Origin of the sequence: Actinomadura rubrisoli (genome assembly GCF_004349215.1) — a bacterium.
In the GTDB taxonomy this organism is placed as follows: domain Bacteria; phylum Actinomycetota; class Actinomycetes; order Streptosporangiales; family Streptosporangiaceae; genus Spirillospora; species Spirillospora rubrisoli.
Map to the genome: position 1 here is coordinate 1 of NZ_SMKU01000103.1, position 26568 is coordinate 26568.

27 protein-coding genes and 1 pseudogene are annotated in these 26568 nt (G+C 68.1%); 20 read left to right on the forward strand and 8 right to left on the reverse strand.

The genetic code is table 11. The features are described 5' to 3' along the window. Positions 1-819: lytic murein transglycosylase (locus tag E1298_RS20065; RefSeq protein ID WP_131895455.1), on the reverse strand; the 819-nt coding region annotated here is incomplete at its 3' end. Between the two features lie 27 nt (positions 820-846). Next, complete coding sequence (locus E1298_RS20070) at positions 847-1164, reverse strand: helix-turn-helix domain-containing protein (RefSeq protein ID WP_131895457.1); 318 nt, start codon at positions 1162-1164, stop codon at positions 847-849. A gap of 250 nt (positions 1165-1414) precedes the next feature. Here E1298_RS20070 and E1298_RS20075 point away from each other — a divergent pair, with 250 nt between their 5' ends. The 13 genes from E1298_RS20075 (at position 1415) to E1298_RS20130 (ending at position 13423) form a co-directional block, all read left to right on the forward strand. Next, a complete protein-coding gene (locus E1298_RS20075; protein WP_131895459.1) occupies positions 1415-1864 on the forward strand; it encodes a hypothetical protein in 450 nt (149 codons plus the stop codon). A 16-nt stretch (positions 1865-1880) separates the two neighbouring features. Continuing rightward, positions 1881-2228, forward strand: coding sequence for a hypothetical protein (locus E1298_RS20080; protein ID WP_207944747.1), 348 nt, complete (start codon positions 1881-1883; stop codon positions 2226-2228). 116 nt (positions 2229-2344) lie between these two features. Further along, positions 2345-2983 carry a DUF8175 domain-containg protein gene (locus E1298_RS20085; RefSeq protein WP_481726135.1) on the forward strand — a complete coding sequence of 213 codons (639 nt, stop codon included), beginning with the start codon at positions 2345-2347 and terminating at the stop codon, positions 2981-2983. Beyond that, complete coding sequence (locus E1298_RS20090; RefSeq protein WP_131895463.1) at positions 2983-4368, forward strand: proline-rich domain-containing protein; 1386 nt, start codon at positions 2983-2985, stop codon at positions 4366-4368. Before E1298_RS20085 ends, E1298_RS20090 begins: the two co-directional genes overlap by 1 nt. Next, positions 4358-5833 carry an SCO6880 family protein gene (locus E1298_RS20095; RefSeq protein WP_207944748.1) on the forward strand — a complete coding sequence of 492 codons (1476 nt, stop codon included), beginning with the start codon at positions 4358-4360 and terminating at the stop codon, positions 5831-5833. The genes E1298_RS20090 and E1298_RS20095 overlap by 11 nt, the downstream gene beginning before the upstream one ends. A gap of 18 nt (positions 5834-5851) precedes the next feature. Next, positions 5852-7306 (forward strand): hypothetical protein, encoded by a 1455-nt coding sequence (locus E1298_RS20100; RefSeq protein ID WP_243725688.1) that lies wholly within the window; start codon positions 5852-5854, stop codon positions 7304-7306. Positions 7307-7994: 688 nt separating this feature from the next. Continuing rightward, a complete protein-coding gene (locus E1298_RS20105) occupies positions 7995-9119 on the forward strand; it encodes a type IV secretory system conjugative DNA transfer family protein (protein ID WP_243725691.1) in 1125 nt (374 codons plus the stop codon). Between the two features lie 67 nt (positions 9120-9186). Then, complete coding sequence (locus E1298_RS20110) at positions 9187-9603, forward strand: DUF4913 domain-containing protein (protein WP_165975564.1); 417 nt, start codon at positions 9187-9189, stop codon at positions 9601-9603. After that, on the forward strand, positions 9603-10538 hold the full coding sequence (locus E1298_RS20115) for a hypothetical protein (RefSeq protein WP_131895469.1): 936 nt from the start codon (positions 9603-9605) through the stop codon (positions 10536-10538). Before E1298_RS20110 ends, E1298_RS20115 begins: the two co-directional genes overlap by 1 nt. Positions 10539-10765: 227 nt before the next feature. Then, a complete protein-coding gene (locus E1298_RS48235) occupies positions 10766-10933 on the forward strand; it encodes a hypothetical protein (RefSeq protein WP_165975565.1) in 168 nt (55 codons plus the stop codon). Positions 10934-10939: 6 nt separating this feature from the next. Continuing rightward, on the forward strand, positions 10940-11212 hold the full coding sequence (locus tag E1298_RS20120; protein WP_131895471.1) for a hypothetical protein: 273 nt from the start codon (positions 10940-10942) through the stop codon (positions 11210-11212). Between the two features lie 304 nt (positions 11213-11516). Beyond that, positions 11517-11900: a hypothetical protein gene (locus tag E1298_RS20125; protein WP_131895473.1), complete on the forward strand. Its 384-nt coding sequence runs from the start codon at positions 11517-11519 to the stop codon at positions 11898-11900. Positions 11901-11923: 23 nt separating this feature from the next. Beyond that, a complete protein-coding gene (locus tag E1298_RS20130; RefSeq protein ID WP_165975566.1) occupies positions 11924-13423 on the forward strand; it encodes a hypothetical protein in 1500 nt (499 codons plus the stop codon). Between the two features lie 67 nt (positions 13424-13490). On the opposite strand, the gene E1298_RS20135 is transcribed toward E1298_RS20130, so the two are convergent. Then, the gene (locus tag E1298_RS20135; RefSeq protein WP_131895477.1) at positions 13491-14000 is read right to left on the reverse strand and encodes a hypothetical protein; all 510 of its coding nucleotides are present in this window, start codon (positions 13998-14000) and stop codon (positions 13491-13493) included. Positions 14001-14634: 634 nt separating this feature from the next. Here E1298_RS20135 and istA point away from each other — a divergent pair. From istA to E1298_RS20150, 3 genes and pseudogenes are all read left to right on the forward strand, one after another. After that, on the forward strand, positions 14635-16278 hold the full coding sequence (istA, locus tag E1298_RS20140; protein WP_424923112.1) for an IS21 family transposase: 1644 nt from the start codon (positions 14635-14637) through the stop codon (positions 16276-16278). Beyond that, positions 16275-17062: pseudogene (gene istB / locus E1298_RS20145) on the forward strand (IS21-like element helper ATPase IstB). The gene istA and the pseudogene istB overlap by 4 nt, the downstream one beginning before the upstream one ends. 182 nt (positions 17063-17244) lie before the next feature. Next, a complete protein-coding gene (locus E1298_RS20150) occupies positions 17245-18468 on the forward strand; it encodes a tetratricopeptide repeat protein (RefSeq protein ID WP_165975567.1) in 1224 nt (407 codons plus the stop codon). A 753-nt stretch (positions 18469-19221) separates the two neighbouring features. Here the strand turns inward: E1298_RS20150 and E1298_RS20155 are convergent. From E1298_RS20155 to E1298_RS20175, 5 genes are all read right to left on the reverse strand, one after another. Then, a complete protein-coding gene (locus E1298_RS20155) occupies positions 19222-20379 on the reverse strand; it encodes a methyltransferase domain-containing protein (RefSeq protein WP_131895481.1) in 1158 nt (385 codons plus the stop codon). Beyond that, a complete protein-coding gene (locus E1298_RS20160) occupies positions 20376-21371 on the reverse strand; it encodes an MvdC/MvdD family ATP grasp protein (RefSeq protein WP_243725689.1) in 996 nt (331 codons plus the stop codon). The genes E1298_RS20155 and E1298_RS20160 overlap by 4 nt, the downstream gene beginning before the upstream one ends. A gap of 6 nt (positions 21372-21377) precedes the next feature. Beyond that, positions 21378-21668 (reverse strand): hypothetical protein, encoded by a 291-nt coding sequence (locus E1298_RS20165; protein WP_131895483.1) that lies wholly within the window; start codon positions 21666-21668, stop codon positions 21378-21380. A 126-nt stretch (positions 21669-21794) separates the two neighbouring features. Further along, the gene (locus E1298_RS20170; RefSeq protein ID WP_243725690.1) at positions 21795-22310 is read right to left on the reverse strand and encodes a GNAT family N-acetyltransferase; all 516 of its coding nucleotides are present in this window, start codon (positions 22308-22310) and stop codon (positions 21795-21797) included. 40 nt (positions 22311-22350) lie between these two features. Further along, positions 22351-23838: an NsdA family TPR-like regulatory protein gene (locus E1298_RS20175; protein WP_131895487.1), complete on the reverse strand. Its 1488-nt coding sequence runs from the start codon at positions 23836-23838 to the stop codon at positions 22351-22353. Between the two features lie 270 nt (positions 23839-24108). Between E1298_RS20175 and E1298_RS20180 the strand changes: the two genes are divergently transcribed. The 4 genes from E1298_RS20180 to E1298_RS20195 all read left to right on the forward strand — a co-directional run. Then, entirely contained in the window at positions 24109-24459 is a 351-nt protein-coding gene (locus tag E1298_RS20180; protein WP_131895489.1) for a hypothetical protein, read from the forward strand. A gap of 241 nt (positions 24460-24700) precedes the next feature. Next, complete coding sequence (locus E1298_RS20185) at positions 24701-24919, forward strand: hypothetical protein (protein WP_165975568.1); 219 nt, start codon at positions 24701-24703, stop codon at positions 24917-24919. 100 nt (positions 24920-25019) lie between these two features. Next, positions 25020-26126 carry an SAM-dependent methyltransferase gene (locus E1298_RS20190; protein WP_131895493.1) on the forward strand — a complete coding sequence of 369 codons (1107 nt, stop codon included), beginning with the start codon at positions 25020-25022 and terminating at the stop codon, positions 26124-26126. Next, the coding region (locus tag E1298_RS20195; RefSeq protein ID WP_131895495.1) for an HAD family hydrolase at positions 26123-26568 on the forward strand (446 nt) is incomplete at its 3' end. The genes E1298_RS20190 and E1298_RS20195, both read left to right, overlap by 4 nt.

Genomic DNA, 26568 nt, shown 5'->3' on the forward strand with positions numbered 1-26568 from the left:
GTCGGGGGTCTCGTGCATGATGCGGTACATGACGGCGGGCAGCGGGCCGCCGGCGAACGGGTCGCGGCCGGTGCCGGCGTTGTATTGGTCGGCGGCGATGCGGGGGATGTGGATGCCGGCTTGGGCCCAGGCGTATTGGGCCAGGCCCGAGCAGTCGAAGCCTTTGATGCCGGCGCCTTGTGCGATGCCGTAGCCGGGGCCGGTGGTTCCGCCGCCGCCCCAGGCGTAGGGAGTGCCGAGCCAGCGGAGGGCGGCGCGGACGGCTAGGGCGCCGCGTCGGCTGCCGGTGCTGGTGGCGGTGGCGTAGCGGCGCGCTTGGACGAGGACTTTGCGGACGTACCAGTCGGCGTGGTTGTAGCGCCAGATCGCTTGGTAGAGGTGGCGCCCGCCTTTGCCTGCGTGGTTGGCGCATAGGTAGCGGGCGGCGCCGTGGATGGCGTCGGCGGGGTTGTAGCGGTCGGTGCGGCCGTCATGGTCCCCGTCGATGCCGTAGGCGGTCCAGGTGGCTGCCAGGAATTGCATCGGGCCGCCAGCTCCGGCCGGGTTCTGACCGGAGTGGATGCCGGGCAGGCGGGAGCGGCCATGGTCGGATTCGACGCTGCCGATCGCGGCCAAGATGTTCCAGGGCAGGCCGGGGCAGGTGGCTGCGGCGTCCTGGTACCAGCGCAGGTAGGCGGGCGGGATGTCGGTCTTGGCGAACGCGGTGGGTGCTCCGGCCGATTCCGGGTCGGCGCCGGAGGCGGTGTTGTGGCCGGTCAGCAGCACGATCAGTAGCAGCGGCAGGGTGAGGGCGGCGGCGCAGGCGGCGACGGCCTTCACCGGGTGGGCCGCCGGGTGGCTGGGTGGTCAGTCGGCGGGCTGCTGGGCGCCGGTGCGGGCGCGGCGCTGGGCGCGGTAGCCAGCGCCCTTCCTGGTCGATTCGGCGGGCTGTTCGGTGGGCTGCTGATCGGTTGGGTCATCGGCGGGCACCCCGGGTTGGTGGTGGGGCTGCCGCAGCACCTGGCGGACCGCTTCCCAGGAGTACCGGAAGTCCTTGCCGGTCTTGAGCGCGGGAATCTGTCCGGCGTTGGCCATCCGGCGGACGGTCTGGGCGGACAGGCCGAGTTTGGTCGCGAGTTCGGCGGTGGTGAGCACGTCGGGGTCGCGGCCTGTCGACTCGGTCATCGCGGGGTCTCCTGGGTTGCTGGTCACAGGTCGCCTCTCAGTGTGGTGGACGGGCGCCGCGGAAGCACGCTGTTGGCAGTGATGGCGTTCTCAGAAACTGTTTGACGATGCTTGCGCTCCACAATGATGCCACTTACAGTGATCGCTTGACAACCTTGAGCAACGAATCGGAGGTATGCAGGTGAGTCTCCGCCAAACCAGACCAAGCCATCCACCGGCAACCCCAGGACCCGATGACCGCGCGACGGCGGTGTTAGACGTCGTCGTCGCCGGCGCGCACGGCGGCGCCGGAACCTCAACGCTGACCGCGCTTTTGCCTGCGGCCTGGGACATGGGCGCGATCGGGTCCCTTCTGGAGCTGGACCGCTCGCCGCTGCGCGCCAAGGGCAGGCCGGTGGTACTGGTCGTGCGTAACACCGCTGTCGCGGCCAAGAGCGCGACGGCCGCAATCGCCGCCCTGTGCAAGTGGGACGAAGAGGTCCGCGCGCTGGCGATCGTCAGCGACGGCGGCCCGGAATCCCGGGACGCGACCGCCCGGTTCGCGCTGCTGGAAGGGCGGGTGGGCGGCGTGGTCCGTGTCCCCCACGTCCGCGCGCTGCGGCTGGCGGAGGACGCGGCCGAGATCACCTTGCCGGGCAAGGCTCAGAGGGCCCTGGACGAGCTGCGCGGTCTGCTCGGCGACTCCACGATTCTGCGATAGGCGGTGCCCGATGTCGTTGACCACGCTTGTTCTGCACGCGGCGAACGCCGGTGCATCGCCGCTGCATGGGTTCTGGCAACTCCGTCCCCGCGACGGGGAAGGCCAGGGCGTGAAGATCCCCGACCCGCCGCCCGCTCCCCCACCGGGCCTGGACAAGAAGGTGGAGACACTGCTGGCCTGGGGAAAGTGGGGCGTGATGGTCTGCGGCCTGGCCGGGCTGTTCATATGCGCGGGCCAGATGGCCATCGGCCGCAAGAACCGGTCGAGCTTCGCCGCCGATGGCGCGACCGGCGTCCCCTGGGCGCTCGGCGGACTCAGCCTCGCAGCGACCGCCGCCCCGATCGTCGCGGTGTTTTTCCAATGAACCGGACGAGGAAGACCGCACGCCGCCAGGACGCGGCCGGCCACTGGAGTCGCGGCCGAGTGATCACAGTAACGGCGGTCGCCAGTGGGGCTCTGGTGGGGGTGGGGGGACATCTGATGCGTCCAGGACCCCGGACTGAACCCGCAGGCACTCCAGTGACCAGCCATCCGATCGCGCAAGTCGAGCAGGTAGTGGATGCCCCGTCTGTGCCGTTCGCCGGGCTGGTCTGGAGGGACTACCACGGCGTCCTGCTGCCCTATTCGGCCCAGGACGGTCCTCGCGACAGCGGCAACGACCTGGCGGCGGGGTTTGCCCGGACGCCGCGCGGCGCTCTGCTCGCCGGGGTCCACGTCGCGGTGCGGGCGAACGCGCAGTGGGGGCCGAAGGTGTTCGAGCCCACGATCGGCAATCAGGTCACCGGCCCGGACGCAGCAGCCCTGCTGGCCTCGACACGGGAGGTGTACGGCCACCGCCGGGGTCGTCTTCCACAGGGCGCGGCGTTGGGCCGGGGGTATGTGGTCCTGGAAGGGTTCCGTTGGCAGGGCTACTCAGCCGAGTCCGCGAGCCTGGACTTGGTGTCGGCCGGGCCGGGAGACAGCGACACCACCGCACGCGCGGTAACCCGCGTCCAGCTTCAATGGCGGGACGGTGACTGGCGTGTCATCGGCCCGCCCGGCGGGACCTGGAGCGGGGCGGCGTCCTCGATCGAAGCGTTGGACGGCTATATCCGCTTCCCGGGCGGGGGTGGCGGCTGATGCTCCCGTTCGACCCGTGCTCGCCAGTCCTGGACCCGCAATGCGTCCAGACGGTCGACAACGATGATCACCCCTTTGGTCCGCCGATCCCCGACATCCCGGCGACGATCGGCGGGAACGTCCTGGACGAGGCGGCCGAGTCGCTCCAGTCGGCCGTCGGATGGCTGATCTCCAACACCGCGTCCTGGTGGGTGAAGACACCCTCCCCGGATCTGGAGGGCGAGCCGGCGATCGGGTATCTGCAGTTGCTCGTCCGGCCGCTGACGATCGCCGTCGCGGTGATGGCGCTGCTGATCGTCGCGGGGAAAATGGCGCTGACCCGCAAGGCGATCCCGCTGGTCGATGCCGGCCGCGGTCTGGTCGTCCTGACGGCGGTCACCGCGATCGGCACACTCGTGCCGAACGTGCTGCTGCAGTGGGGCGACCAGTGGTGCGGCTGGGTCCTGAATGCCTCCTCTCAAGGCGACTTCGCCAAACGCATGACCGAGATGGTGGCTGTTCCCTCGGGAACACCGGCCGCGCTGGTGCTCGTGCTGTGTCTGATCGCGCTGTTCATCGGCCTCATCCAGGCGCTGCTGCTGCTGTTTCGTGGCGCGGCGCTGGTGATCTTGGCGGGGCTGCTGCCGCTGGCCGCGGCGGGCGTGATCACCTCATCGACCAAGTCCTGGTTCCCCAGGGTCGGGGGCTGGATGCTCGCGCTCACCTTCTACAAGCTCGCGGCCGCGGCGGTGTATGCGACCGCGTTCACGCTCGCCGGGAAAGGCAAGGACCTGCATGCGGTGCTGATGGGATTCGCGATGATGCTGATCAGCTTGGTCGCGTTCCCAGTCCTGCTGAAGTTCTTCAACTGGACCACCGGCGGAACCGAGGCCGGCACCGGCGGCGGGATCCTTGGCGCGCTGATGGGCAGCGCGACCGCGCTGGGTGTATTGCGGGCCTACGGCGCCGGCAGCGGTTCGGCAGGTGGCGGCCCCAGCTCTGCCAACGAGCACGCCAGCTACCTGCACCAGCAACTCGGCGACCAGAACTCCCCGCCTTCCGGCGGCGACCAGCCTCCCCAGTCCCCGGCCGCACCGGGACAGGGACCCGACAGGCAGCCGACCGGCCCTCCCGGCGACCAGGGCCAGAACCTGGGCGCTCCACCCGGGAGCGGGCAGCCGGACGGCGACCATTCGGGGAGGGGCCAGGCGACGTCGGGTGGTCATGGGTGGGCGGCTCCCGATGGCAGCGGCGAGCCGGTCGGGCCCGCCGCGATCAGGACGTGGAACACCGAGCGCCGCCGCGGTGAGGACACGCTGCGCTGGATGGGCAATCCGAGCGGGTCCGGCGATGCCGGTGGCCCCAGTGGCGCGGTCGGCGAAGGGGGTGGCGGCGGTGGGGGATGACATCCGCACCTATGGCGGCTGGCGACGGCGGCACGGCATCGGCCTGCTCGGCCTGGATACCACCTCGACGTTCATCGCGCTCGGGGCCGCGATGCTGCTGGTCCTGGCCGCCGCCACGGCCCCGCAACTCCTGATCTACCTGCTTCCCCCGATGGCGCTCGCCGGCGGGCTGGCGCTGATCCGCGTCGGGGGCGTCCCGTTCGGACGGATCGTCCTGGCGCGTTGCCGCTGGCAGTGGGGCGTGCTGCGCGGACACACCCGCTACCGGGCCGGAGTCGTCGTCGATCACCCGCGGGCCTTCCAGCTCCCCGGCGTCCTGGCGCCGCTGACGCTGCTCAGCGCCGAGGACGGCTACGGCGGCCGGTACGGGATCGTGTGGGACCGCCGCACCGGGCTGCTGACCGCGACACTGCGCCTCGTCCCGACTTCGACATGGCTGGCCGACCGCAGCGACGCCGACAACTGGGTCGCAGCGTGGGGAGGGTGGCTGGCCACGCTCGGGCACACGCCCGCCGTGCGGTGGGTGAGCGTGACCGTGGAGACCGCACCCGAGCCCGGCTCCACGCTCGCCGACGCCGTCGACCGTGCCGTCGTCGCGACCGCGCCGGCGCCCGCGCGCGCGATCATGAGCGAGCTGGTCCGTAGTGCCCCGGCCGCCGCTGCTGACGTCGACACCCGCGTTTCGATCACCTTCGACCCCAAGGCGTCCTCGGCGCGCCCGAAGGATCTGCTGGAGGCGGTGGCCGAGCTCGGGCGCACGCTGGACGGGCTGGCGTCCAGGCTCGGCGGCTGCGGCGTCTCGGTCCTCGGCCGTGCGACGGCCGCCGAGATCGCCGGGACGGTACGGACGGCGTTCGACCCGCACGTGCGCGGCGAGGTCAACCGGCTGCTGGCCCGTCCCGGCTCGCAGGAGATCCTTGGCTGGGGCGACGCCGGTCCCGTCACCGCGACCGAGCACACCGGCCACTACGAGCACGACGGCGGCGTGTCGGTCAGTTGGGCCTGGCACGAGCCGCCCCGCCAGAACGTGCGTTCAGACGTCCTGGCCAGGCTGGTCGCTCCCGGCCCGTTCCCCAAGCGCGTCACGCTGCAGTACCGGGCGCTTCCCGCCGCAGCGGCGAGCCGGGTGCTGCAGCAGGAGGTGAACGCGGCGGCGTTCCGAGCCCAGTTCCGCCGCCGCACCGGACGGGACGAGACCGCCCGCGACAGCTGGGATTCGGCCCGCGCCCGCCAGGCCGCCTCCGAGGAGGCGATGGGCGCCGGGGTCTGCCTGGTCTCGATGTACGCCACCGTCACCGTCACCGATCCCGCCGAGCTGCGGCGAGCGGTCGCGCAAGTCGAGTCGTCCGCCGACTCGGCCAAGATCCGGCTCCGCCGCCTGTGGGGCGGCCAGGCCGCCGGCTTCGCCACCACCCTGCCGTGCGGCATCTGCCCGTCCGAAGTCTCCCGCCGCCTCATCCACTGAACCGGAGGACCGACCGCCGTGCCACCACCCCGTACCGTCGAGACACAGGCCATGGCCGAGGCGCTGGCTCCCGCTTGGGGCTGGCGCCATTCCGGCGCCGGACGTGCCGCGCACGTCGAGGCCGCGCCGGAGTTCCAGGCGACCACCAGCCAGGTATGCGGCCTGTACCCCTTCACCGCCGGGTCCGGCACGCCGACCGTCGGCACCCCGGTCGGCCGCCACCAGCTGTGGGGCGAGGTCGTCTGCCTGGATCCGCTGGCCTGGCTGCGTGAAGGACTGGTTACCAACCCCGGCATGTTCGTCCTCGGCCAGCCCGGCACGGGCAAGTCCACACTGGTCAAACGCCTGGTCACCGGTGCCGTCGCCACCGGCACGACCCCGATCATCCTGGGCGACTCCAAACCCGACTACACGATGCTGGTCGACTACCTGGGCGGCCAGGTCATCCGGGTGGGCCGCGGCCTGGACCGCATCAACCCCCTCGACGCCGGCCCGCTGGACAAGGCGCGGCTACGGCTGACCGGCGCCGACGCCGAGGCCCTGCACTGGGAGGTTCGTTCCCGGCGGCTCTCGCTGCTGCTGGCGCTGGCCACCCTGGTCCGCGAAGCGCGCATCACCAACGCCGAGGAAATCGTCCTCGGACGCGCGATCGACCTCCTCGACGACCGGCTCGACCACGAGCCCACCGTCGTCGACGTCCTGCGCATCCTCGAACAAGGACCGGCCGAGCTGCAGTCGGCGACCCGCAGCGACTCCGGTGAGTCCTACCGTGCGCAGACCCGCGATCTGGTCTTCACTCTCGATCTGCTCATCTCCGGGTCCCTGGCCGGTGTCTTCGACTCCCCCACCACCCGTCCGCTGGACCTGGACGCTCCAGCGATCAGCGTCGACATCTCCCGCGTACGAGCCGCCGGAGACAAACTCCTCACCGCCGCGATGCTGTGCACCTGGGCCTACGCCTTCGCCATGGTCGACGCCGCCACCGCACTGGCCGACCTCGGCGCCGCCCCACGACGGTCCTACCTCGGTGTGATGGACGAACTCTGGCGCGCCCTGCGCGGCGCGCCCGGCCTGGTCGAGCACGCCGACGCTCTCACCCGCCTCAACCGCGCCAAGGGCATGGCGTCCATCATGATCACTCACTCCCTCGCCGACCTCGACGCCCTGGCCACCGAGGAGGACCGCGCCAAGGCCAAGGGCTTCGCCGACCGCTCGGCCATCACGGTCCTGGCCGGGCTGCCACCACGCGAGCTGGCCCGCGTCCACGAGATCACCCCGCTCACCGGACCCGAGCAGCAGCTGGTCACCTCCTGGTCGGCCCCCGACTCCTGGCAACCCGGAGCTCGCCACCCCGGACGCGGAAAGTACCTGATCAAGACCGGAGAGCGCCTCGGCATCCCCGTCCAACTCTCCCTCGTCGGCGCCGAAGCCGACCTCTACGACACCGACCAGGCCATCCGGGGCACCGCATGACCCGAGCCCTGGGCCCGCGGGCATCGCTGTGGCACTCCAACGCCGGCGCCGGATGGCTGATCCTGGTGGGCTGCTGGACGCCCATCATCGGGCTGTGGCTGGTGTGGGCCGCAGCGAGACTCGCCGCCGCGCTGACCGGCGGGAAGGTGATGCGTTTCGGTTCCGACTTCGCGATCGCCGTCGCCACGAGACAGACCCAGCTGGCCTGGCCGGGCACCCCGACGCCGCTGGTGCTCCTGGTCCTGGCCACGTTGGTCATCGGGCTCGCAGCCGTCTTCTGGCCGATCTGGCAACACATCGCGGCTCGGTTCCCGCAACCCGGAGACCCCATCGCCGCGCTTGCCGACAACCCCGGCCTGACCGCACTCCAACCTGATGCGACCGCGAGGAAGGCGGTCGCGCTGCGCCGCTCCCTCACCGGGACGACCCCCGATCAACTCCCGGCCCAGGACATCGGCCTGGTGCTCGGAGACGTCCTGCTTCCCGGCGACCGCACCGGCCAGACGCTGTTCGCCTCGTTCGAGGACACGGTCGTGGCGTTCATGGCGCCCCGGTCAGGCAAGACCACCACCCAGTCCATCCCACATGTCCTGTCCGCGCCCGGCCCGGTCATCGCCACCAGCAACAAGCAGACCTGTGGGCGGCCATCTCCACCGTCCGCGCCGACCGCACCGGCGGCCAGACCTGGCTGTTCGACCCCCAGCACATCACCTACCAACCCCAAACCTGGTGGTGGAACCCGCTCGCCGCACTCAACACCGTCGAAGACGCCCACCGCCTCGCCGGACACTTCGTCCTCACCGTCGACGACGGCCAGAAGAAGGACCTGTGGGGACCCGCCGCCCAAGACCTGCTGTGCGCGCTCTTCCTGGCCGCCGCCACCTCCGGCCGCTCCCTGCACCACATCGCTCAATGGCTGGACGAGCCCGCCGTCCCCACCCCCATCGAACTCCTCCAAGACGCCGGCTTCCAGCTCATGGCGTCCTCGCTGAAGGGCACCCAGAACGGCGCCGTCGAGACCCGCGACGGCATCTACCAGACGGCCCGCACCGCCGCGAAAGCCCTCCGCGACCAGGAGATCCTCGCCTGGGTCACCCCCGACCACGACCTTCCCGCCTTCGACCCCGACGCCTTCGCCGGCTCCTGCGACACCCTCTACCTGCTGTCCAAATCCCTCTCGGCCGCCGCGCCACTGATCGCCGCCCTCACCGACGCCACCATGCGCGCCGCCGAACGCCGCGCCGAACAAGCCGGCGGACGCCTCGATCCGCCCCTGATCGTCGCCCTGGACGAGGCCGCCAACATCTGTCGCATCGCCGATCTCCCGCAGCTCTACTCCCACCTGGGCTCGCGCGGGATCATCCCCGTCACCATCCTGCAGAGCTACGAGCAAGGCGTCACCGTCTGGGGCGAGCCCGGCATGGCTGCCCTCTGGGGCGCCGCCACCCGCAAACTCATCGGCGCCGGGATCGACTCGCCCCGCCTCGTCCGCGACCTGGCCACCCTCATCGGACAGCACGACGTCCCCGTCCGCTCCCTCACCTACACCGACGGACGCGCCAGCGAACAGATCTCCCTGCGCCGCCAAGAGATCCTCGAAGCCGCCGACATCCGCGCCCTGCCCACCGGCACCGCCCTCCTGCTGGCCACCGGCACCAAACCCGCCCTCATCAGGCTCCGCCCCTGGTACCAGAGCCTCCACGCCGCTCCCATCGCCCGAGCCATCAAGACCGCCGACACCGCCATCGCCGATGCTGCCCGCCGCCACTACAACCGCGACGAGAACCCGCCCACAGCACCGCACACCTCGTAACGCCACTCAGAGCACCCGACAGAAAGGGACGCCCTCACATGCGCGAATCCAGAACCTTGGAGGTCCAATGCCCACCACCGACTCGACCGACAGTTCCACCACACCGGCTCCCAAGCCCTTCTACCCCAGCCTCACCAGCTGGGTGACCCTGCATTTCGTTCCGCTCTACCGCCGCACCCTCGGCGGCGAGTTCCGCTGGTGCGCCCAATGGTGGCAACACGGCGAAGCGATCTCCCGCCTCACCGCCCTCTGGTACGCCTGGGAAGCCATGCGCCTCCAAGGCGCCACCGGAATGGCCCTGTGGTACCGCGACCACCTCGACCACCAACTCCCCGTCCTGCTTGGGCCACGCGGCCCCTTCTACCAATGCACCGAAGACGAACACCTACGCCCGCACCAGGCCAAGCTCGTCCCCGTCCCCTTCGGCTGGCTCGACCTCGACCAAAGCCCCGCCTCCCCACCCGCGCCTCAGGAGACCAGTTAGTGACCGGCGCCAACGCCGAAGAGTTCGCTGAATTCGGAGCCGCAGCGCTGGACTCCTTCAAAGCCCTCTTCGAACAGGCCGAGCACCTCGACCACCGCAACAACGACGACCACGCTCGCGAGCTAATCGGCGACCTGTTGATCGATCTAATGCACTACAGCGAGCAGCGCAACCTGGAATTCGACGACATCGTCGCCGAAGCACAGGGCTACTTCCTCAGCGAACAGAACAACAGCAGCGTCTTCTCCATCGGCTCGACCATCCAGCTCGAAGGACCGGCCGCCGATGAAGCGATCCTGCTCGGCCAGCCAACCCGAGGAAGCCTCACCGGACTCCTGGTCCCCAACTACGGCCCCGTCGAGTACTACGTGCACTTCCTCGGTGAGACCAGCAACCGCAAAGTCCTGGCCGCCGACCTGGAACCTGCTCCGCCCTTCCCCACCACACCCACCACCAAAGGAATCATCGACGACCCGCTCAAGGCCGAAGAGGCACTGATCGAGACCATGACGCGCATCGGAAGGGCGGACCTCCAAGGCGCCCGCCCCCAAACAGACGACCTCCGTCATCGCCAAGCCCTGCTCAGCGCCGTGGCGACGTGGAACAACATGAAAGACCGAGACATCATCGACCTGCTCATGCCCCAGGTCACAGCCCGACTTCCTATCGACGACGCCAAGTCCCAGCCAGAGAGTCCACCCGAGCACGACTCCCCCGCTCCAGGCCAGCTCGCCGCGCAGGCATTCCCAGTACCACTGTGCCAAGGACTTCCCAGCCAGCCGCCAGAGGCACCGACCACGGTCGCGGCACGTCCAGTCGACGCTCCACCCAAACGCTCCAGCGCCACGCGCTCGACCACAGCAACTTCAGTGCGCGGAAACGAGCCCATGGTGCCATCAAAGCTTGGGCGTCAAACCCGAGGGAGGATCCACTGAAGCACTACTTCGAATACGTCACCAGGCAGATCAAAGCCGCCGACAGTATCCCCGCACTCCTTACATCCGCCTTTATCGGCCTGGAACTCATCGAGCGCGCCACAACGGTCCTGGCACAAGCAACCACCGACGAAATCGACCCCACCCGACAGACTGCGCTGGCTGAAGCCACCGACGCCTGGTGGGCCCTGTCCGAAGCACCTACCCTCGCCTGGCCCGAACCCTCCATGCCCGACTCTGCCGCCCACCAGCTCGCCGAGTCCATCGCCGCCCTGGTGATGATCGTCGCCGAAGCCGTCCTTAACGCCGCCTCCAAGACCACAGACCCCGCCGACCGCGTGGCCTGCCTGAAAGCCGTACACCACGCCGGACGCCTGCACGCGGCACTGCGGTAGACGTCCATGACCCACAACGACGCTTCAACCAGGCGAATCGCCCGCGCCACCCAAGCCCTAGAAGCTTACGAGCAAACCGTCTTCCCGAACGAACCCTCGCTCCTACAACACGATCCGCTCTACACCGAAGCATTCCTCAGTGCGCTGATCTGCGACCTGGAGCACTACGCCACCGGACAAGGCATCACCTTCTCCGGCGTGCTCAGCACCGCCCGATCGATCAACGCCGAGGAAGTCGCCGAGCAGACCCCTACGAGGCCGACAGCCAAATACGGCTGACCCGTCCCATCGATCACTGCGACATCATCAACGGTTGAAAGACCACCGGCCCTGACACCCAAACGACCTTTCCCATCGAAGCCCCTGGCGGCCCGACCACACCACAAATCACCGACAACCGAGCGTTCCCTCCCCGCCTCACACCAAGAACCCAACCTAAAGTCGCCTACATGCCCGGAGGAGCCCACATGCGCAAGATCTGCACCCACTCCAGCACGCGCCGTTGCCCTTACGCGTCCATCCGCGCCAGCCCTGGCCTATGGAAATCTCGTAGGCCCCATTCACGCGAACGGAGGAAATTCCGATGACACACGAACGCGAACACCAAGACGTCCGGCGCGCCTGGTTCAACGAGATCCTCACCACCGCGCTCAACGACCTGGCCCACGCCGAACAGGTCATCACCTGCTTCGCCTCCCAAGAACCCGACGGATTCATCGCCTGGGGCATGGCCGAGGGCGAAGCCACACAAGCCCACCAGGCGCTCCGCCAGGCCCCGTCCCTCCAGACCAGCGTTCCCGCCGACTACACCGCGACGAACGTAACCGCCGACGCCCTCTTCGACCTTGCCAGGAAGATCTCCCAGAGCCTGGTCCGGGCCGCCGAACTGGCCGGCGACCCCGACGACAAGCTGGCCTGCCTCCAGGCCGCCCTGCACGCCGGACGGCTCAGCGAAGCCCTGCGGTAGCCACCATGGCCACCTTCGGAGAGATGACCTCAATCGCCGCCGAGCACCTCACCGATCTCCAACACCAACTCCACAGCCCGCACATCCGCCAGCAAGTCCGCCATCCCGCCACCCGCGCCGAACTCGCACGCCTCGTCGGCGTCCTAGCCCGCTACAACGACCAGATCGCCACCGGCTTCGGCGCGCCGCACTCCACTGACACCGGCGTACAGGACGCCGCCCGCCGCGCGAACATCCTCGTCAGGCAAGCAGCACACATTCTTGGCCCACCCTCAGACACCCAAGCCCTGGAATCAGCACTGGCCGAGAAGCTCCGCGCCGCCTCCATCGCTCTCGGCTGCGGCCTAGACCTGCTGTCGTCACACTTCCCCGTCAACCGCGGCCAAGCCGCCACAGCAAACGGCACCGTCATCACGGCCTCCGACACGGCTCAAACCTTGCTCCGCCAACTCAGCAGCCACACCGCCACCGCCGCCCACCTCACCCAGCACACTCAACCACCCACCAACCAAGCCAGCGGCCTGCTCCTGCGGGCCGCCGTCCTCACCCGGATCTACGGCCAGAACCAGACGCCGCCACCTCCCATCTCCGCCGTCCCACTCCAACACACACCAGAACGAATCCCACCCACCATCGGCGAAGACTTCACCCAAGCACTCGCCGGTATCAACGCCAGCGCCCAACGCCTGAGCGGCCTCGAAGCCGCAGCCTCAGTCACCACCTGGCGCTACCTCGCAAGAGCAGCCACCATCACCTGCGACCTCAACTTCAAGACCATCCACCAACTGATCTACCGCATGACAGAACTAAAAGAACCCGGCCACATATCAACCCTTAAGAAAGCAGCCGAAGCCACTTGCCAAACCGGCAAGAAATGGCGCGCCATCATCCGACGCTGGGACGAACACGCCGACCACTTCGGACACCCTGCGGACGCCCCCGCAACAGACGCGAGCGACCTGATCATCCGCCAAGGCCGACTGATATACGCCGACCCCGCCTGGACACCCAGCCCGCGCGCCTCCTACCGCGTGAAGGCTCCCAGCGACCTCGCCCCCGACCCTGACCAAGCAGCCCGCATCGCGACCGCCGCCCTCAGAACCACTGAAGCCTGCAACATCATCGCCCGCAACCACCACGCCGCCATAAACGACGCAGCGATACTGGACACACTCCAACGACAACGGAACCAACCGACCCACCGACCGCGCCGATCCGTATCCGCACGCGACCTACTCGCATGGTACGAATCCGCAGAAACCCAAGGCCACGAAGCAATCATCACCCTCGGCCAAGCCATCCAAACCCTAGCAACAGACGCCAATAGCCATACCGAAGAAGTACGCCTCATCATCCGGCGAGCCTCAAATAGCGTCGAAGTGAATCAGCCTTCACCCACCGCGGCCGACTTCCCAGCTCCCATCACCACATGCCTAGAAGACCCACAACCATCGACCCGGCAACCGAACTCTCACTCGCCAACGCCGTCGGCCAGAACCCGGACCGGTGCCGTCAGCCGTTGATTGGCAGTCTTCGAGAGCGGAATGAACCGCCCTCACCCGGCGTCGGCTGCGCCGCTGCAGATTGAGGTTAGGCCGGTGGGGGTGTGGCGTCGCGCCACATGGCTCCGACCCTGCTGGTGGCCTTGGGCATCCGGTCGGGCTCCTCACCTGGCCATACATTGATCAGGTATTCCTCGATGGGATCGTCGTCGCCGCGTTGCTCTCCCGCGTCGCGGTTGCGTCCGGCCACCAGCACCATCATCGGGCCCGGCGGGAGTTCGCCGGTGAACGGCATGACCGATGGCGGGATCACATCGGCGCCGATCACGCGCATCACCCCGCCGGGCCAGTCGATGCCGACGACGGCGACGTCCTCCCACACGTCAAGGTCAATGGCGGGTTCCGCGGTGAGCAACTCAGCGATCACTCGGATCTGGTCGTCTTTGATTCCGGTCACGACCACCGCTCCTCCGGCCGGTTCGAACTGCGCGGCGGCGACCAAGCCGGTGCGATAGGGCAGCTCGGTCGACACCGGCGGGGAGTCGGGGGGGCCGATGATGAAGCCGTTGTACTCGATCCAGATCATGTCCGTCGGCATCGTTCGCCTCCTGATATGAGCGGTCCCCGCCCCTGCGCGCCCCCTCCAGGGCCGCAGGGGCGGGGAGCGCCCCGAACTGGTTATCGGACGTGGTGACCTTTGGGCTTACGGGACGATTCTGACGAAGAAGTCGTCGCCGTCCAGCACCCGGTTACGGGCGTAGAAACTGCCCAGGTCCCGGCCTGCTCCCAGGCGGGGTCCATCTAGCACCAGGAGGTGTTGGGCGGCGCGAACGTCCACCCGGTCCCCACCCGTCCCACTGACGGAAGGTGTTCTCCAGGTCGTCCCACAGCGCTCGCTTCACCTGCGTTTGCCCAATGTCGGGCCGGTAGATCGCCAGTGCATATGGGGCGCCGACGCGGGCTCCCGCCCGAAACGTGCCGTCGCGTCCTCACCGCCACCACCCAAAACGTCCGGTACCAGGCCCTCGTTGGCAAGCGCCAGCCCGCTTTCCTTCAGCCGGAGCACTCGGGTGGCTACGACGTTGGTAAGTGGCCCCGATGCGACGTCTTGAAGTGGCCCCACCCTGTGATCGTTTGGGGTGGGTAAGGATGATGTGACGGTCTGAAGTGGCCCCGGGGTGCCTCTTGTGGTGGGACGCTTGGTGTGTTCTCACCGGTCAGGGGGACTTCGGGTGTCTTTGACCAAGCAAGAGCTGTTTCGCTCCATTCGTCATGACTCGTGGCGGGAGGGGCTGTCGGTGCGTGCGTTAGCGCGTAGGTACGGAGTGCATCGGCGGTTGGTCCGTGAGGCTTTGCCGACGCCGGTGCCCGCCGCGCGTCGGACACCGCAGCGCAGCGCGCCGCGGATGGGTGCGTTCACCAAGACGATCGATGAGTGGCTGCGCGCCGATCTGGAGGCACCGCCCAAACAGCGGCATACGGCTCGGCGTATCACCGCTCGGCTGGCCGAGGAGTTCGCGGTCCAGATCCCGTACCCGACGGTGCGGGACCATGTCCGTAAGCGCCGTGCGGTGGTTGCGGCGGAGTCGGCGGCTCCGGCGGAGGGGTTCATCGTCCGTCACAACCGGCCCGGCTGTGACGCCGAGGTCGACTTCGGTGAGGTCTGGGTTCGTCTGGACGGGCGGATGACCAAGTGTTTTCTGTTCGCGTTCCGGATGGCGTATTCGGGTAGGGCGGTGCATCGGATCTCATCCTCGTGCGGGCAGCAGGCGTTTCTGGCCGGCCACGTGCATGCGTTCACCACGCTGGGCGGTGTTCCGGCTGGTCAGATCCGTTACGACAACCTGTCTGCGGCGGTGTCGCGGGTGATCTACCGCAGCCGATCTCGTGAGGAGAGCCCCAAGTGGCGGGAGTTTCAGACGCACTACGGTTTCACCCCGTTCTACTGCCAGCCGGGCGAGCGCGGAGCGCACGAGAAGGGCGGGGTGGAGGGGCAGGTCGGCTACTTCCGCCGCAACTACCTCACGCCCGTCCCCGAGGTCGGGGCGCTGACCGAGTTGAACGCCCGGCTCTTGACCTTCGAGCGCAAGGAGGAGCGGCGCCGGATCGGGCATCGGATCCGCACCATCGGCCAGGACTTCGAGTTGGAGGCGGCGGTGTTGCTGCCGCTGCCGCCCGAGCCGTTCGGAACCGGCCTGACCTTCACGCCCCGGGTGGACCGGTACTCACTGATCACGGTGAAGATGTGCCGCTACTCGGTGCCGGTCCATCTGATCGGCCGCAAGGTCCACGTCGTGCTGCACCCTGAAGAACTGCTGGTCTATGACGGCCGCCAGCAGGTCGCCCGGCATCCGCGGCTGAGCGGCCGCGGCGCCGAACGCATCGTGCTGGACCATTACCTGGAGGTGCTGCTGACCAAGCCCGGAGCACTGGCCGGCTCCGAAGCGCTGGACCAAGCCCGCCGTCAGGGCGTCTTCACCGCGTTGCACGAGGCGTTGTGGGCCCAGGCCACCGGGCGGCTGGGCGAGAGCGAGGGCACCAAGACACTGGTCCAAGTCCTGCTGCTGCACCGCCACCTGCATGGCGAGGATGTGCTGGCCGGCATCAGCCGCTGCCTGCAGAGCGGCACCGTCTCGGTCGACGCGATCTCTCTGGAGGCCCGCAAATCCGCCGAGGCGCACGGCCGTTCCCCCACAGTCACCGGTGAACTGGAGCTGCCCCCACCAGCAGCACAAGCCGGCCAGCCCGCGGTGACCAGCCTGGACGAGCATCGCCGCGCCCTGCTATACGACACTCGGCCGCCGCCACGTCTGGAGAACTGGGACCAACTGCTGCACCGCACCCGCAAAGACGCCCGGAAGGAAGGACCGCGATGACACGCCAGCACAACCTGACCGACCCGGCCGTCGACGCCGCGATCGACACCGCCTGCCGGTCACTTCGCCTGCCGACCATCCGCGCCCAGTTCACCGACCTGGCCGATCGCGCCGAACGCGACCAGCTCACCTACCGCGGGTTCCTGGCCGAGTTGCTGATGGCCGAGTGCGAAGACCGCGACCGCCGCCGCTCCGAACGCCGGATCAGGGCGGCCCGCTTCCCTCGTGAGAAGTCGCTGCGCGACTTCGATTACGACGCCAACCCCAACATCCCGTCCGCCGTCATCAACACCCTGTCCACCGGCGACTGGGTCCGCCGCGGCGAGCCGCTTTGCCTGATCGGCGATAGCGGGACCGGTAAGTCCCACCTGCTGATCGCGCTCGGCACCACGGCGGCCATGGCCGGATACCGGGTCAAGTACACCCTGGCCGCCAAGCTCGTCAATGAACTGGTCGAAGCGGCCGACGAGAAACAGCTCACCAAGACCATCGCCGCTACGGACGTGTCGACCTGCTCTGCATTGATGAGTTGGGCTACCTCGAACTCGACCGCCGCGGCGCCGAGATGCTCTTCCAGGTTCTGACCGAACGCGAGGAGAAGAACAGCGTCGCGATCGCTTCCAACGCCTCCTTCAGTGAATGGGGCAACACGTTCTCCGATCCCCGGCTCTGTGCCGCCATCATCGACCGCCTCACCTTCAACGGCACCATCATCGAGACCGGAAGCGAGTCCTATCGCCTCGCACACTCCAAAGCCCGACAGCACCTCGCCACCACCGGCTGATCCAAACCGTCGTAATGGTTCAGCCTGGAGCGCGTGCGAGGCGTCGGCGGGCAGGGAGCGGAGACTATACCGTCCTGCCCCCGAGGGGCCGTGTCAAAGCTAGGGGTCTTTCGAACGAAACTCGAGAGGCCCTAGTTCTTTCGTTATTCTGAGTCCGATACCCGATGATAAGGCAAGATTGCGTGAACCCTTCGACAAGAGAGGTGGGAGCGGAGATCATGGATTCCTCTCGGCAGTTGGCCGTCGCCTGGCGGTTGACCAAATGGTCCATGTGGGGTGCGCCTGCTGTCGGTGCAGGCCTGTGGTGGGCGACCGGTCATTGGCAGTGGATCTTCAGCTTGGTTGCAGTGCCGTCTGGGGTGACGGTGGGATATGCAATGATCGAGGAGGGTATTGGCGTGCCGGCCGCGTATCGGTCGGAGAAGGTGGTCAAAATAATTGGCTACATGGTGATCGTGGCCGGTCTGATCTCTTGGGCGTGGACGGCACGATGGTGGCTCGCGGTGGTGGGTTGCGGACTTGGTTTTGGAACGTCGCGCGCTATGTCGATTCGGCAGAACGGCCGGAACAAGAAGCGTGTCGAGATTGCCAATGCCTTGTTGGGCAAGGGAGTCGGCATGGGGCGGGCATCCCGCTCCGAGGAGGCTATCGACTTCTATCAACAGGTGCTTTCCAGATTCGGCGACGACCCCAGAGGCGACTTGCGGGAGTGCGTTGCGGAGGCCTTGATCAACACGGGTGCCGAACTTTGCCGTCTAGATCGTTCCGCTGAGGCGTTCGATATTTACGGGCATGTAATATCAAGGTTTCACATCGACATCAAACCCAAGATACGAAAAACTGTCGCAAAGGCGGTTAAGGAGCGCAATCGAATTGGGCCTCCCTGTGAAATCTGCGGCGGCGCTGCGGGACAGTCCCACGGCCAGGAAACATCGCAAGTGGTCTACCGCGACGCTGGTTCCCAGGTCACCGTTGATGCAATTTGCTGGCGATGCCTGCGTCGCCATCATATCTTGAAGGGCGAGGTTGATGTGCGTGGTCTACGGGAACGCATCTCCAAATGGCTAAACCAGGCGCCGAGCGCCGAATACCTTCATGCCCCCAATAGTAGGCCTAGCTCTTCGATTCCGCACCCCTTCGAGATCATCTCTCGCGACCGCTTCATAGAATGCTTCGCTGAAGCTATCGCTGATCGCTGGAGATACAGTCCAGAAATCAGAAAACCACCCTTCGAATCCCATCAAACCGGAAAGGACCTTCTGGTGGGTCACAAAGATGCTCTCATTCGGGAAGTCGGAAAGCCCTATATCCGCGGGCATTGTCGAGGAAGTGTGTACGTCACCGCCGACGGGGATGTTTTGATTTGGTGGAAATTTGAGTATAGTGAGCCCTATGCGTCAATGTAGGACGTTCTATATAATTCACTTGCACTTCAGCCAGGAGCCCGGCGCCCACACATAAATACAGCCGCTAATGCGAGCGAGCTCGGAGGAGATAAGCGCTGGGTCGCTACCGGTTTGTCCGTGTGAAACGCATACGCACAATACGCTCCAACCGGAGCTAGCCCGTAGCCGCTTACCACCCATACCGCTTGCCCAGACCCGCCCTCCTGCCAGCGAGCTTCCAACACTGCTGGTCGAGATAGCCGCCGCCTTCATCACTCGGCTCACCCTCAACGCCGCCATCATCGAGACCGGAACAAGTCCTACAGCCTCGCACACTCCAAAGCCCGACAGCACCTCGCCACCACCGTCTGATCCACCAACCCGGGCAAGCCAAACCGTCTCACGGGGCCACTTCAAACCGTCATGACGGTCCGGACCGGCCCCACCAACGGAGCCACTTCAAGACGTCCTGCCGGGGCCATTGGTGAACGTCATAGCCACTCGGGAGCGAACGAGGTTGCCGATTCCTGCTCCTTCCTGTGATCGGTGCCCCGTCGCACGCTGATCACGCAGCAGCATGAGCCCGCAGTCTGCGTATAGGCGGCCTACGGCTTGCCCGTCGTGCACAACGAGCCTCAGCAGATGGCCAGCGCCGTCCCAGCCCGGCATCCAGGGCATCATGATTACTCTGCCTGGCCGGGGCTGCTCCACCCTGGACCAGGGGCGAGGACGCGTCATCGTTCAAAATCTATCGTCCTGGGTCGATGAGTAAAGTTACGAGCTGATAGGGGTGATGGGGTGGTTCGGGTCGTTCAGCCACAGCCGCTGGCCCTGAGACGACATGGCCAGGCCGAACCGTTCCGGCCCTGGTCGGCCGTGGCTGTCCCACCATGCGAACGCTGCAGCCACCTCGTCCCACAGGCGGCGGTCGCCGTACTGGGTGACCTCGAAGTCGTCGTCGCCGGGCTCGTAGTCGCAGGCCGCCCAGGAGCCGTCGGGCGCGCCGATCTCAAACAGCAGCACCGACAGCGACCCGTCATCGTCGGGCACGGTGAGCATGCCCGCGCCGGGGCAGCGAGCCGACACCGCCAGCGTCAGCCCCGGTCCGGCGTCGGCGATGGCGCGCGGGTCGAGCCGGGTGCGGGTGGATGCGGCGTCGTCGGCGTGATGGGGATTCCACCGGCCAACGGTCCGCTGCGCGCGCAGCATCATGAACCCGGCCGGCCCCTGGAACCGGCCCACCGCGCGCTCGTCCTCGACCTGTAGCCGCAACTGCCATCCGTGCCCGGCACCGGGCTGCCACGGCGTCACGATCACCCCGCCGGGACGGGTCTGCGCCACCCACGCATAGGGAACCTGGTTCACCGAGCAGGTGGCGTGCACGCGGTCGTAGGGGGCGCCGTCCGGCCAGCCCTGTGCGCCGTCGCCCACGACCAGACGAGGGGTGTGCCCGGTGGTCTTGAGGTTGGCCGCCGCCCGCTCGGCCACCGCGGGGTCGATCTCCACGCTCGTGACCTCGGCGCCCATCCGGGCCAGCAGCGCCGCGGTCCATCCGGTACCGGTCCCGACCTCCAGAACGCGGGCACCAGGGCGCACCTCCAGCAGTTGGAGGAACTCGGCGACGATGCCCGCCGCCGACAGCGAACTGCTCGGCACACCTTCGGGGGAATCGACCGGGCAGGCTCCGTCGTCGCGCTGGGTGACGATCGAGCCGTTGGTGTAGACGGCCGACCACCACCCGTCCGGGTCGTCCTGCCGGTTGACGACCCGGTCAGGGCCGGCGTCGTGATCGGGGAACAGCCATCCGGTGGCGGGTGCGAACAGGTGCCGGGGCACCGCTTGCATCGCGGCCTCCACCCGGGGATCGGTCAGCTGCCCGGCCGCCCTGAGCGTCTGAAGCATGCCGCGGTTGAGTGCCTGCGCGTCGCTCATCTGGCCTCCGAGGTCAATTCGTCAGCAATGGCGGCGGCGATCGGCGCGCCGATCTCCTCAGCGATCCAGCCCCACTCTCCGGCCTGATTGGTCTCCAGGAAAACGTCCCGGCCGTCCTCGGCGCGGATCAGATCCACCGCCCCGCAGACCAGGCCCAGCCGCCGGTGCAGCTCCACCAGCATCTCGCACGTCCGCGCGGGGAGCTGGAGCTCGGCGTAGGTCAGCGCGTCATAGTCGGCGCGCCAGTCGATGCGGGCGCGTTCGCTGCCGGCCTCGATCCGCATCGCGAACACCTGATCGCCCACCACGACCGCGCGGGCCTCGAACCGCTTGGGGATCTGCTCTTGGAACAGGTTGGCCGTCCGGCCGATCGCCGGGTCGCGCAGCGATTCCAGATCGCCGACGGGGGTGGTGTAAAGGACCCGGATGCGGCCCTGGTCGCCGTGCCAGATCCCGCCCAGCGGCTTGTAAACGATCGGGCGGCCGAGCCCCTGGGCCCAGTCATAGGCGGCTTGCGGGTCGGAGGTAATGAGGGTCTGCGGGATGGCCAGGCCGACGCGGGCGGCTGCGGCGAGTTGGACCGGTTTGTACTCGCATTGGGCTGCCCGCACGGCGTCGTTGACCCAACGCGCGCTGGCCAGGGCCTGAACCACCCCACCAAAACCGCCCCGCGCCTCCCGGTAGCCGAACACGCGCTCGGGCGCGGACATCCGCTCGTCCAAGACGAACTGTTCGGGATGGCGGTAGTAGACCGCACCGACCTGCTCCAGACCCACGACCTGACGGCCGTCGTCGACGGCGCTGAGGCTGCCACGCCAGCGGCCGCCCGAGGAGATAGTCGCCGTCATCGCGATCTCGCCGGGGAACTGCGCAGCGTCCAGGCGGATCGCCGCGACGCCGCGCAACGCCAGCTCCGCCGCCACCCGATCGGCGGTCGCGTCACGCGGGCTGGCCAGGATGAGCACCGACTGGCCAATCGACCAGGAACTCACCGGAACTCAATCGCCGCCCTTCTCTTCCCCGGGCGAATTGCCGTCGGGGTCACCGGTCGTCTCGTTGGTGCCGCCCTCATGCTTGCCGGCACGCGGCTGCGGAACGCTCAGATGACGCAGTCCCCAAGGGCGGGCAGCGGTCGCGGGAGCATCGGTGCGAGCCAGCACATTCCCCAACGGGTTCAACGGGAACAGGTCCCCGACCCGGACCATCAGCCCTCTGGACTCCCCGTCCGGCGAATGCGTGACCGGATCGGTCTCACCAACTGGTAAGGGGCTGATCGTTTGAGCGTCCATCGGTGGAGCTCCCTTCACGTAGACCCTGCGTTCATTCATGTCCATCGGATGCCATGCGATGGAAGTTGTCTACAGGAGAATGAAGATCAGTTCTGCGGTGCCCGTGGACAGGAGCGGACCGGCCCGTCACCATTCGTCCTGGAGGATGGAGTGCACCACCGAATCCCGCCACGCGCCACGGACGCGGATGTGGCCGCGGATTCGGCCCTCCTCCACCATCCCCAGCCGGGTCATCAGCTTTGCCGAGACCGCGTTATCGGGGCTGCGGGCACCCCAAAGCCGGTACAGGCCCAGTTCCTGGAACCCCAGGCGCAGTAGCAGCCGTACGGTCTCGGTACCAAGGCCGCGTCCCCACCGGTCGGCCCGCAACGCGAACCCGAGCTGACCGCTGGACTGCCCGGGATGCTGGGCGTCCACCGCCAGTCGACCGAACCCGATCACCTCGCCCGACTCGACCGACACCACGGCGAGCGAGTATTCGGTCCGCGGCTGTTTTGTGGCCGCCTCGATCACGTTGTCCAGCGTTGCGGCCACTTGATCCCGCGAGCGCGGCTCGAAGCTCAGGTGCTTGGTCACCACCGGGTCGCCGTACACCGCCAGGATGCCGTCGGTGTCGTCACGGACGAACTCGCGCAGCGCCACGCCTGTGCCTGTGATCGAGATTGGATACATGGGTTGGAGGCTATCGACCCGGCGGGAGCGCCGCTCCGGCACTGGTGCGGGAGTATGCCTCGATTTCCAGTTGGACGGCTCGTGTTTGCGCCGCTGTCCGCAAGCGGGGCGTGTTGAGCGTCCGGTGAACTCGCATCACGCTCGCGACGATCCCCCCGATCCGCTGCTCTACCGGCAGTTCCAGAACTGGTTGCAGGGCCGTCACGGCTGCGTCCACGTCCTCCTGATTGGCGCGTGCCAATGCCAGGTCCGTGTGGGCTCCGGCCTCGTCGCTGAATGAGCGCTCCTCCGGTGATGCGGCCTGGTAGGCCGCGATCGCCTCCTCCGCGGCGCGGGCGGCCTCGTGCTCCTGGTCTGGCAGCCACACCTGGGCGTCGGCCACGTAGTACTGCTGCCGGGGCAGTGAGAACGTCATGATTCCGCCGAGCTGGTCCAGTTCGTCGGGCTGGACTGCGTCCCGTGCGTCCTTGGCTTGGTCGATCGCGGCCCGGGCCTTCTCCGCGTCCCCCAGGATCGCCCATCCGCGCGCCTCCTGAGCAGCCAGCCACACCGACGCAGTCCCTCGCGTCGAGGCTGCCGCATGGGCGCCTTGCTGGGCGTACCGTACCGACTCGTTTCCACGCCCCGCCCAGTAAGCGATCAGCGAGCGAAGCCCGGATGTCCAGGCCCGCAATCCATCATGTCCGATGTTGTCGGCGCACACATACGCGGTACTGGCCTGCGCAAGCGCTGCGTGCGGGCTGCCCAGGTCGTGTGACGCCTTGGCCAGCATCCCCGACAACACGCCGGCCAGCAGGTACAGGTCCGTTGTCTCAGAGGGGCGCTGCCTGCCATCCAGGAGCCGAAACGCCACATCCTGAAGCTCCGCCAGGTCTCCCAGCAGCTCCGACAGTGGCCGCTGGGGGTAGGCGCCCGCCAACCGCGCGACCTCATCTTGCAACTGCGCGATCGTTTCGGGACCGACGTTGCTGCCCTCCACGTCGGCGGAGAACCGCAGAGCCCTGCGTGCAGCCATTTCTACCTGCCTTTCGAGATCCGCCGACGGCATCAGCCGTGGCTGGGGTGACACGCCCGATGAAGGGGCACCGCTGTCGGTAAGCGGTATCGGAGGACCGATCGCGGCACCACAGCGAATCAGCGTGGCCCGCTCGTGGCTCGGGAGCAGGTCCAAGGCATCGGGAGTGAGGAGCCGAAGCGGGGTCGCGTTGAAGATCGACGCGAAGGTTATGACCTGCGCCGCCCTGGGCGCGCGGGCTCCTGGGCCCGGAAATCCTTCCAACCTGGAGAGCAGGGTCTGATCCATCACGGCCTCAGGGGCCGTATCGAGGAATCGATCCACCACTTGGGGTTGAGAGTAGCCCGCCGCCAACCGGTAGGCCCTCAGCATCGACCCGCCGGTCTGCGTCCGGATCTCCGAGGCGATCTCGTGTAGATCGCGGCCCTGTTCAGCCATTCGCTCACGCAACTTGGTGATTTCGCGTTTCGTCCAACGGCGCACCGCGCTCTCCTTCCGCGAGGCTTCCGCTACAAGAATCGCCCGAGGAGTGCGGCCAGGGCAATAGACGCATTTCGGACACCTGCTCAGGCGATGACATGGAACTGCACTCGGTGGCCGCAAATTCCCTGGTCAATGCCCTCATCGGCGACATGAAAAATATGTTCATCACCCCGGTGACTGGTCGCTGCAAGTAGCGAACACTAAACGGCACCAGCCAGCAACCGGCCGGAGACCTTCATGACCCCCACTGCCCCTACACCTGAAGCCAGCATGGCGCAAAAGCACCTCGACGAACTCGCGGCATCTCTGACAGCTCGCGATTGGACGTGCGGACTCGTCGAAACCTGCGGAGACGTGCTGTTGCGATTGCATCCGCCGGCCTGGCACGGCGACCCGGACCGTGTCGTCGATGTTGTGGTCCGGGATCGTGGTGAGGGGCCGTACTTCGCTTACGCGCGGACGCCGCGCCGTTCGATCACGCCCGTCGACCTGGTCGGCAAGGCCGTCCGAGCGATCATCCACGTGCATGGTGGTGCCCTCCCGCGGCCGCCGTTCGTGCCGCCCGCGTTGGCGGGATTCGCCGCGGCCCTGAACGGCGAGCCGTCCCGCGCGTCGCCATGACCGGTCGCTCTGCTCGGGCTCGACCGGTCAGGTGACGTCCCCGACTGGCCTGACGAGTCCCTTCCGGTTCTGGGGAAAAGCAGCCCCTGGAACCGCCGCCGTACGGCCCCGGAGCCGGTCCGGGGCCCGGGTCGGGCTTTCGGGCCGTACGGCGCCCATGACCGCGGCGGCGGGGCCACCGCCCCCAACTGAAGCCCCGCCGCCGCTTTCACCTTCGCGTTCGTCAATAGGGAAACCGATCATGACCGCAATGCCGAAAGTCGCCGACCCCGCCGAGGCCAAGGCCTGGTTGAGGGACGCCCACCCGGGCTGGAGCATCGTGCGTTCCGACAGGGGCCGCTGGTGGGGGTTCCTCGACACACGACTGCGTGGCAAGGACGCGGTCCCCACCCGGATCACCGACGTGAACGCCGACACGGCCGAGCAACTGCACGAGCTGCTCGACGCGGCGGAGACATGACCGCCGTCCTGCCCCAGCCCCCTGCCGAGCGGGAGCCCGGGCCAGTCCCGGACGGTATCGCGCGCACATCCGCCACCGTGGTCGGGCGGCGGTGCGTGCGATGACCGGCGAGTCTGCGGCGTTCGATTGGGATGCGGTCGTGTTCGACCTGGCCGGGTTCGACACCGCGCGGTCGATGATGACCCGGCTGTGGAACCTGTTGGCGGGCGGCAAGGACAACTACGCCACCGACGAGGAGTTCTGCGGCCGGGCGCTGGAGGTCTGTCCGCGACTGGTGATGCTGGCGCGGTACCGGTTGGTGTTTAGGGCCCGCGCGGTGCGGGCGCTGGTGGCCGAGTGCGGCATGGAGCAGCTGCTGGTCGCCGGCACCGATCTGCCGCTGCACTCAGAAGTCCACCAGATCGCCCACGGGCTCAACCCCGGAGCGCGGGTGGTGTACGCCGATGGCGACATCTGGATCACCACGATGGCCGAAGCGCTGCTGGCCCCGGCCCCGGGGAGTGTGTGCGGGTATGTCACCGCGGGTCTGGAGGATCCGGCGGCGCTGCTGGAGGGCGCCGCGCGGTGGCTGGATCTGGACCGGCCGGTCGGGGTGGTGTTGCTCAACAGCCTGGACGTGCTGCCCGACAACGCCGCCGCGGCGGCCGCGGTGGATGCGTTGCGCGCCGCGCTGGCGCCGCGCAGCGTCCTGGTGGTCTGCCACCTGGTCGACGATGGCGACGACGGCTATGGCACCGCGCTGTTGGAGGCCCTGGGCGCCGGGTGGTACCCCGGGCTTGCGCTGCCCCGCAGCCGCGCCGCCGTGCGCCACTTCCTGGCCGGGACAACCCTGCTGTGGCCCGGGTTGGTCCCGGCCCCACGCTGGCGGCCCGAACTCTTCTGGCCCGGCCAGCCGGACACGGCCGGCCTGTGGTGCGGCCTCGGCCAACTCCCCCACCCCGTCCCCCTCTCAGAACTCATAGACCTGCAGCGGCCCGTGCTGATGCCGGTGGAGCACAAGGGGTTGGGTGTCGTGACGCCCTCGCCGTGTTGCCCAGGACGCAGGGCCCGGCTGACCGTGGTCGACCTGTTCGGTCTGGAATCCGGTCCGCGCGTCACCGTCCGGCGCAGGTGCGCGGGGTGCCGCCGGCCCTATCGGCTGCGGCTTCTGGGTACCGCCGACAATCCCCGCGGCGTGATCTGGGAGCCGAGATGGCGTCGAGGATGACCGAGGATCGGGCACGGTGGCGCGCTTACCGGTGCGGCGGCCCCATCACCCACGTCGCCCTGGACTACGGCCGCACCCTGACCAGCGGCCACGACGACGTCGACGCCGTGCTGGGCATGCGGCCGGTCAACGCCGCCGCGAAGGCCGCCCTCTGGGAGTTGGACGCCGTCGGGGTGGTGCTGGCGCTGGTGTCCAACACCCGGGTCGGCCAGGACCGGCGCGCGGCACTGAAGGCCGCCGGGGTCGACGGGCTGTTCGGCCCCCGCGTCTATCTCTCCCACCAACTCGGCGCCGACAAGTCGGATCCGCGGTTCTTCGCCCATGTCCTGGACGACCTCGGCGTCGGCCCCGGCCAGCTGCTGGTCTGCGGCAACAACCCCGGCACCGACATCGGCCCCGCCGCCGCGCTGGGCATCCCCGCCGTCCTCCTCGCACCCAGCCC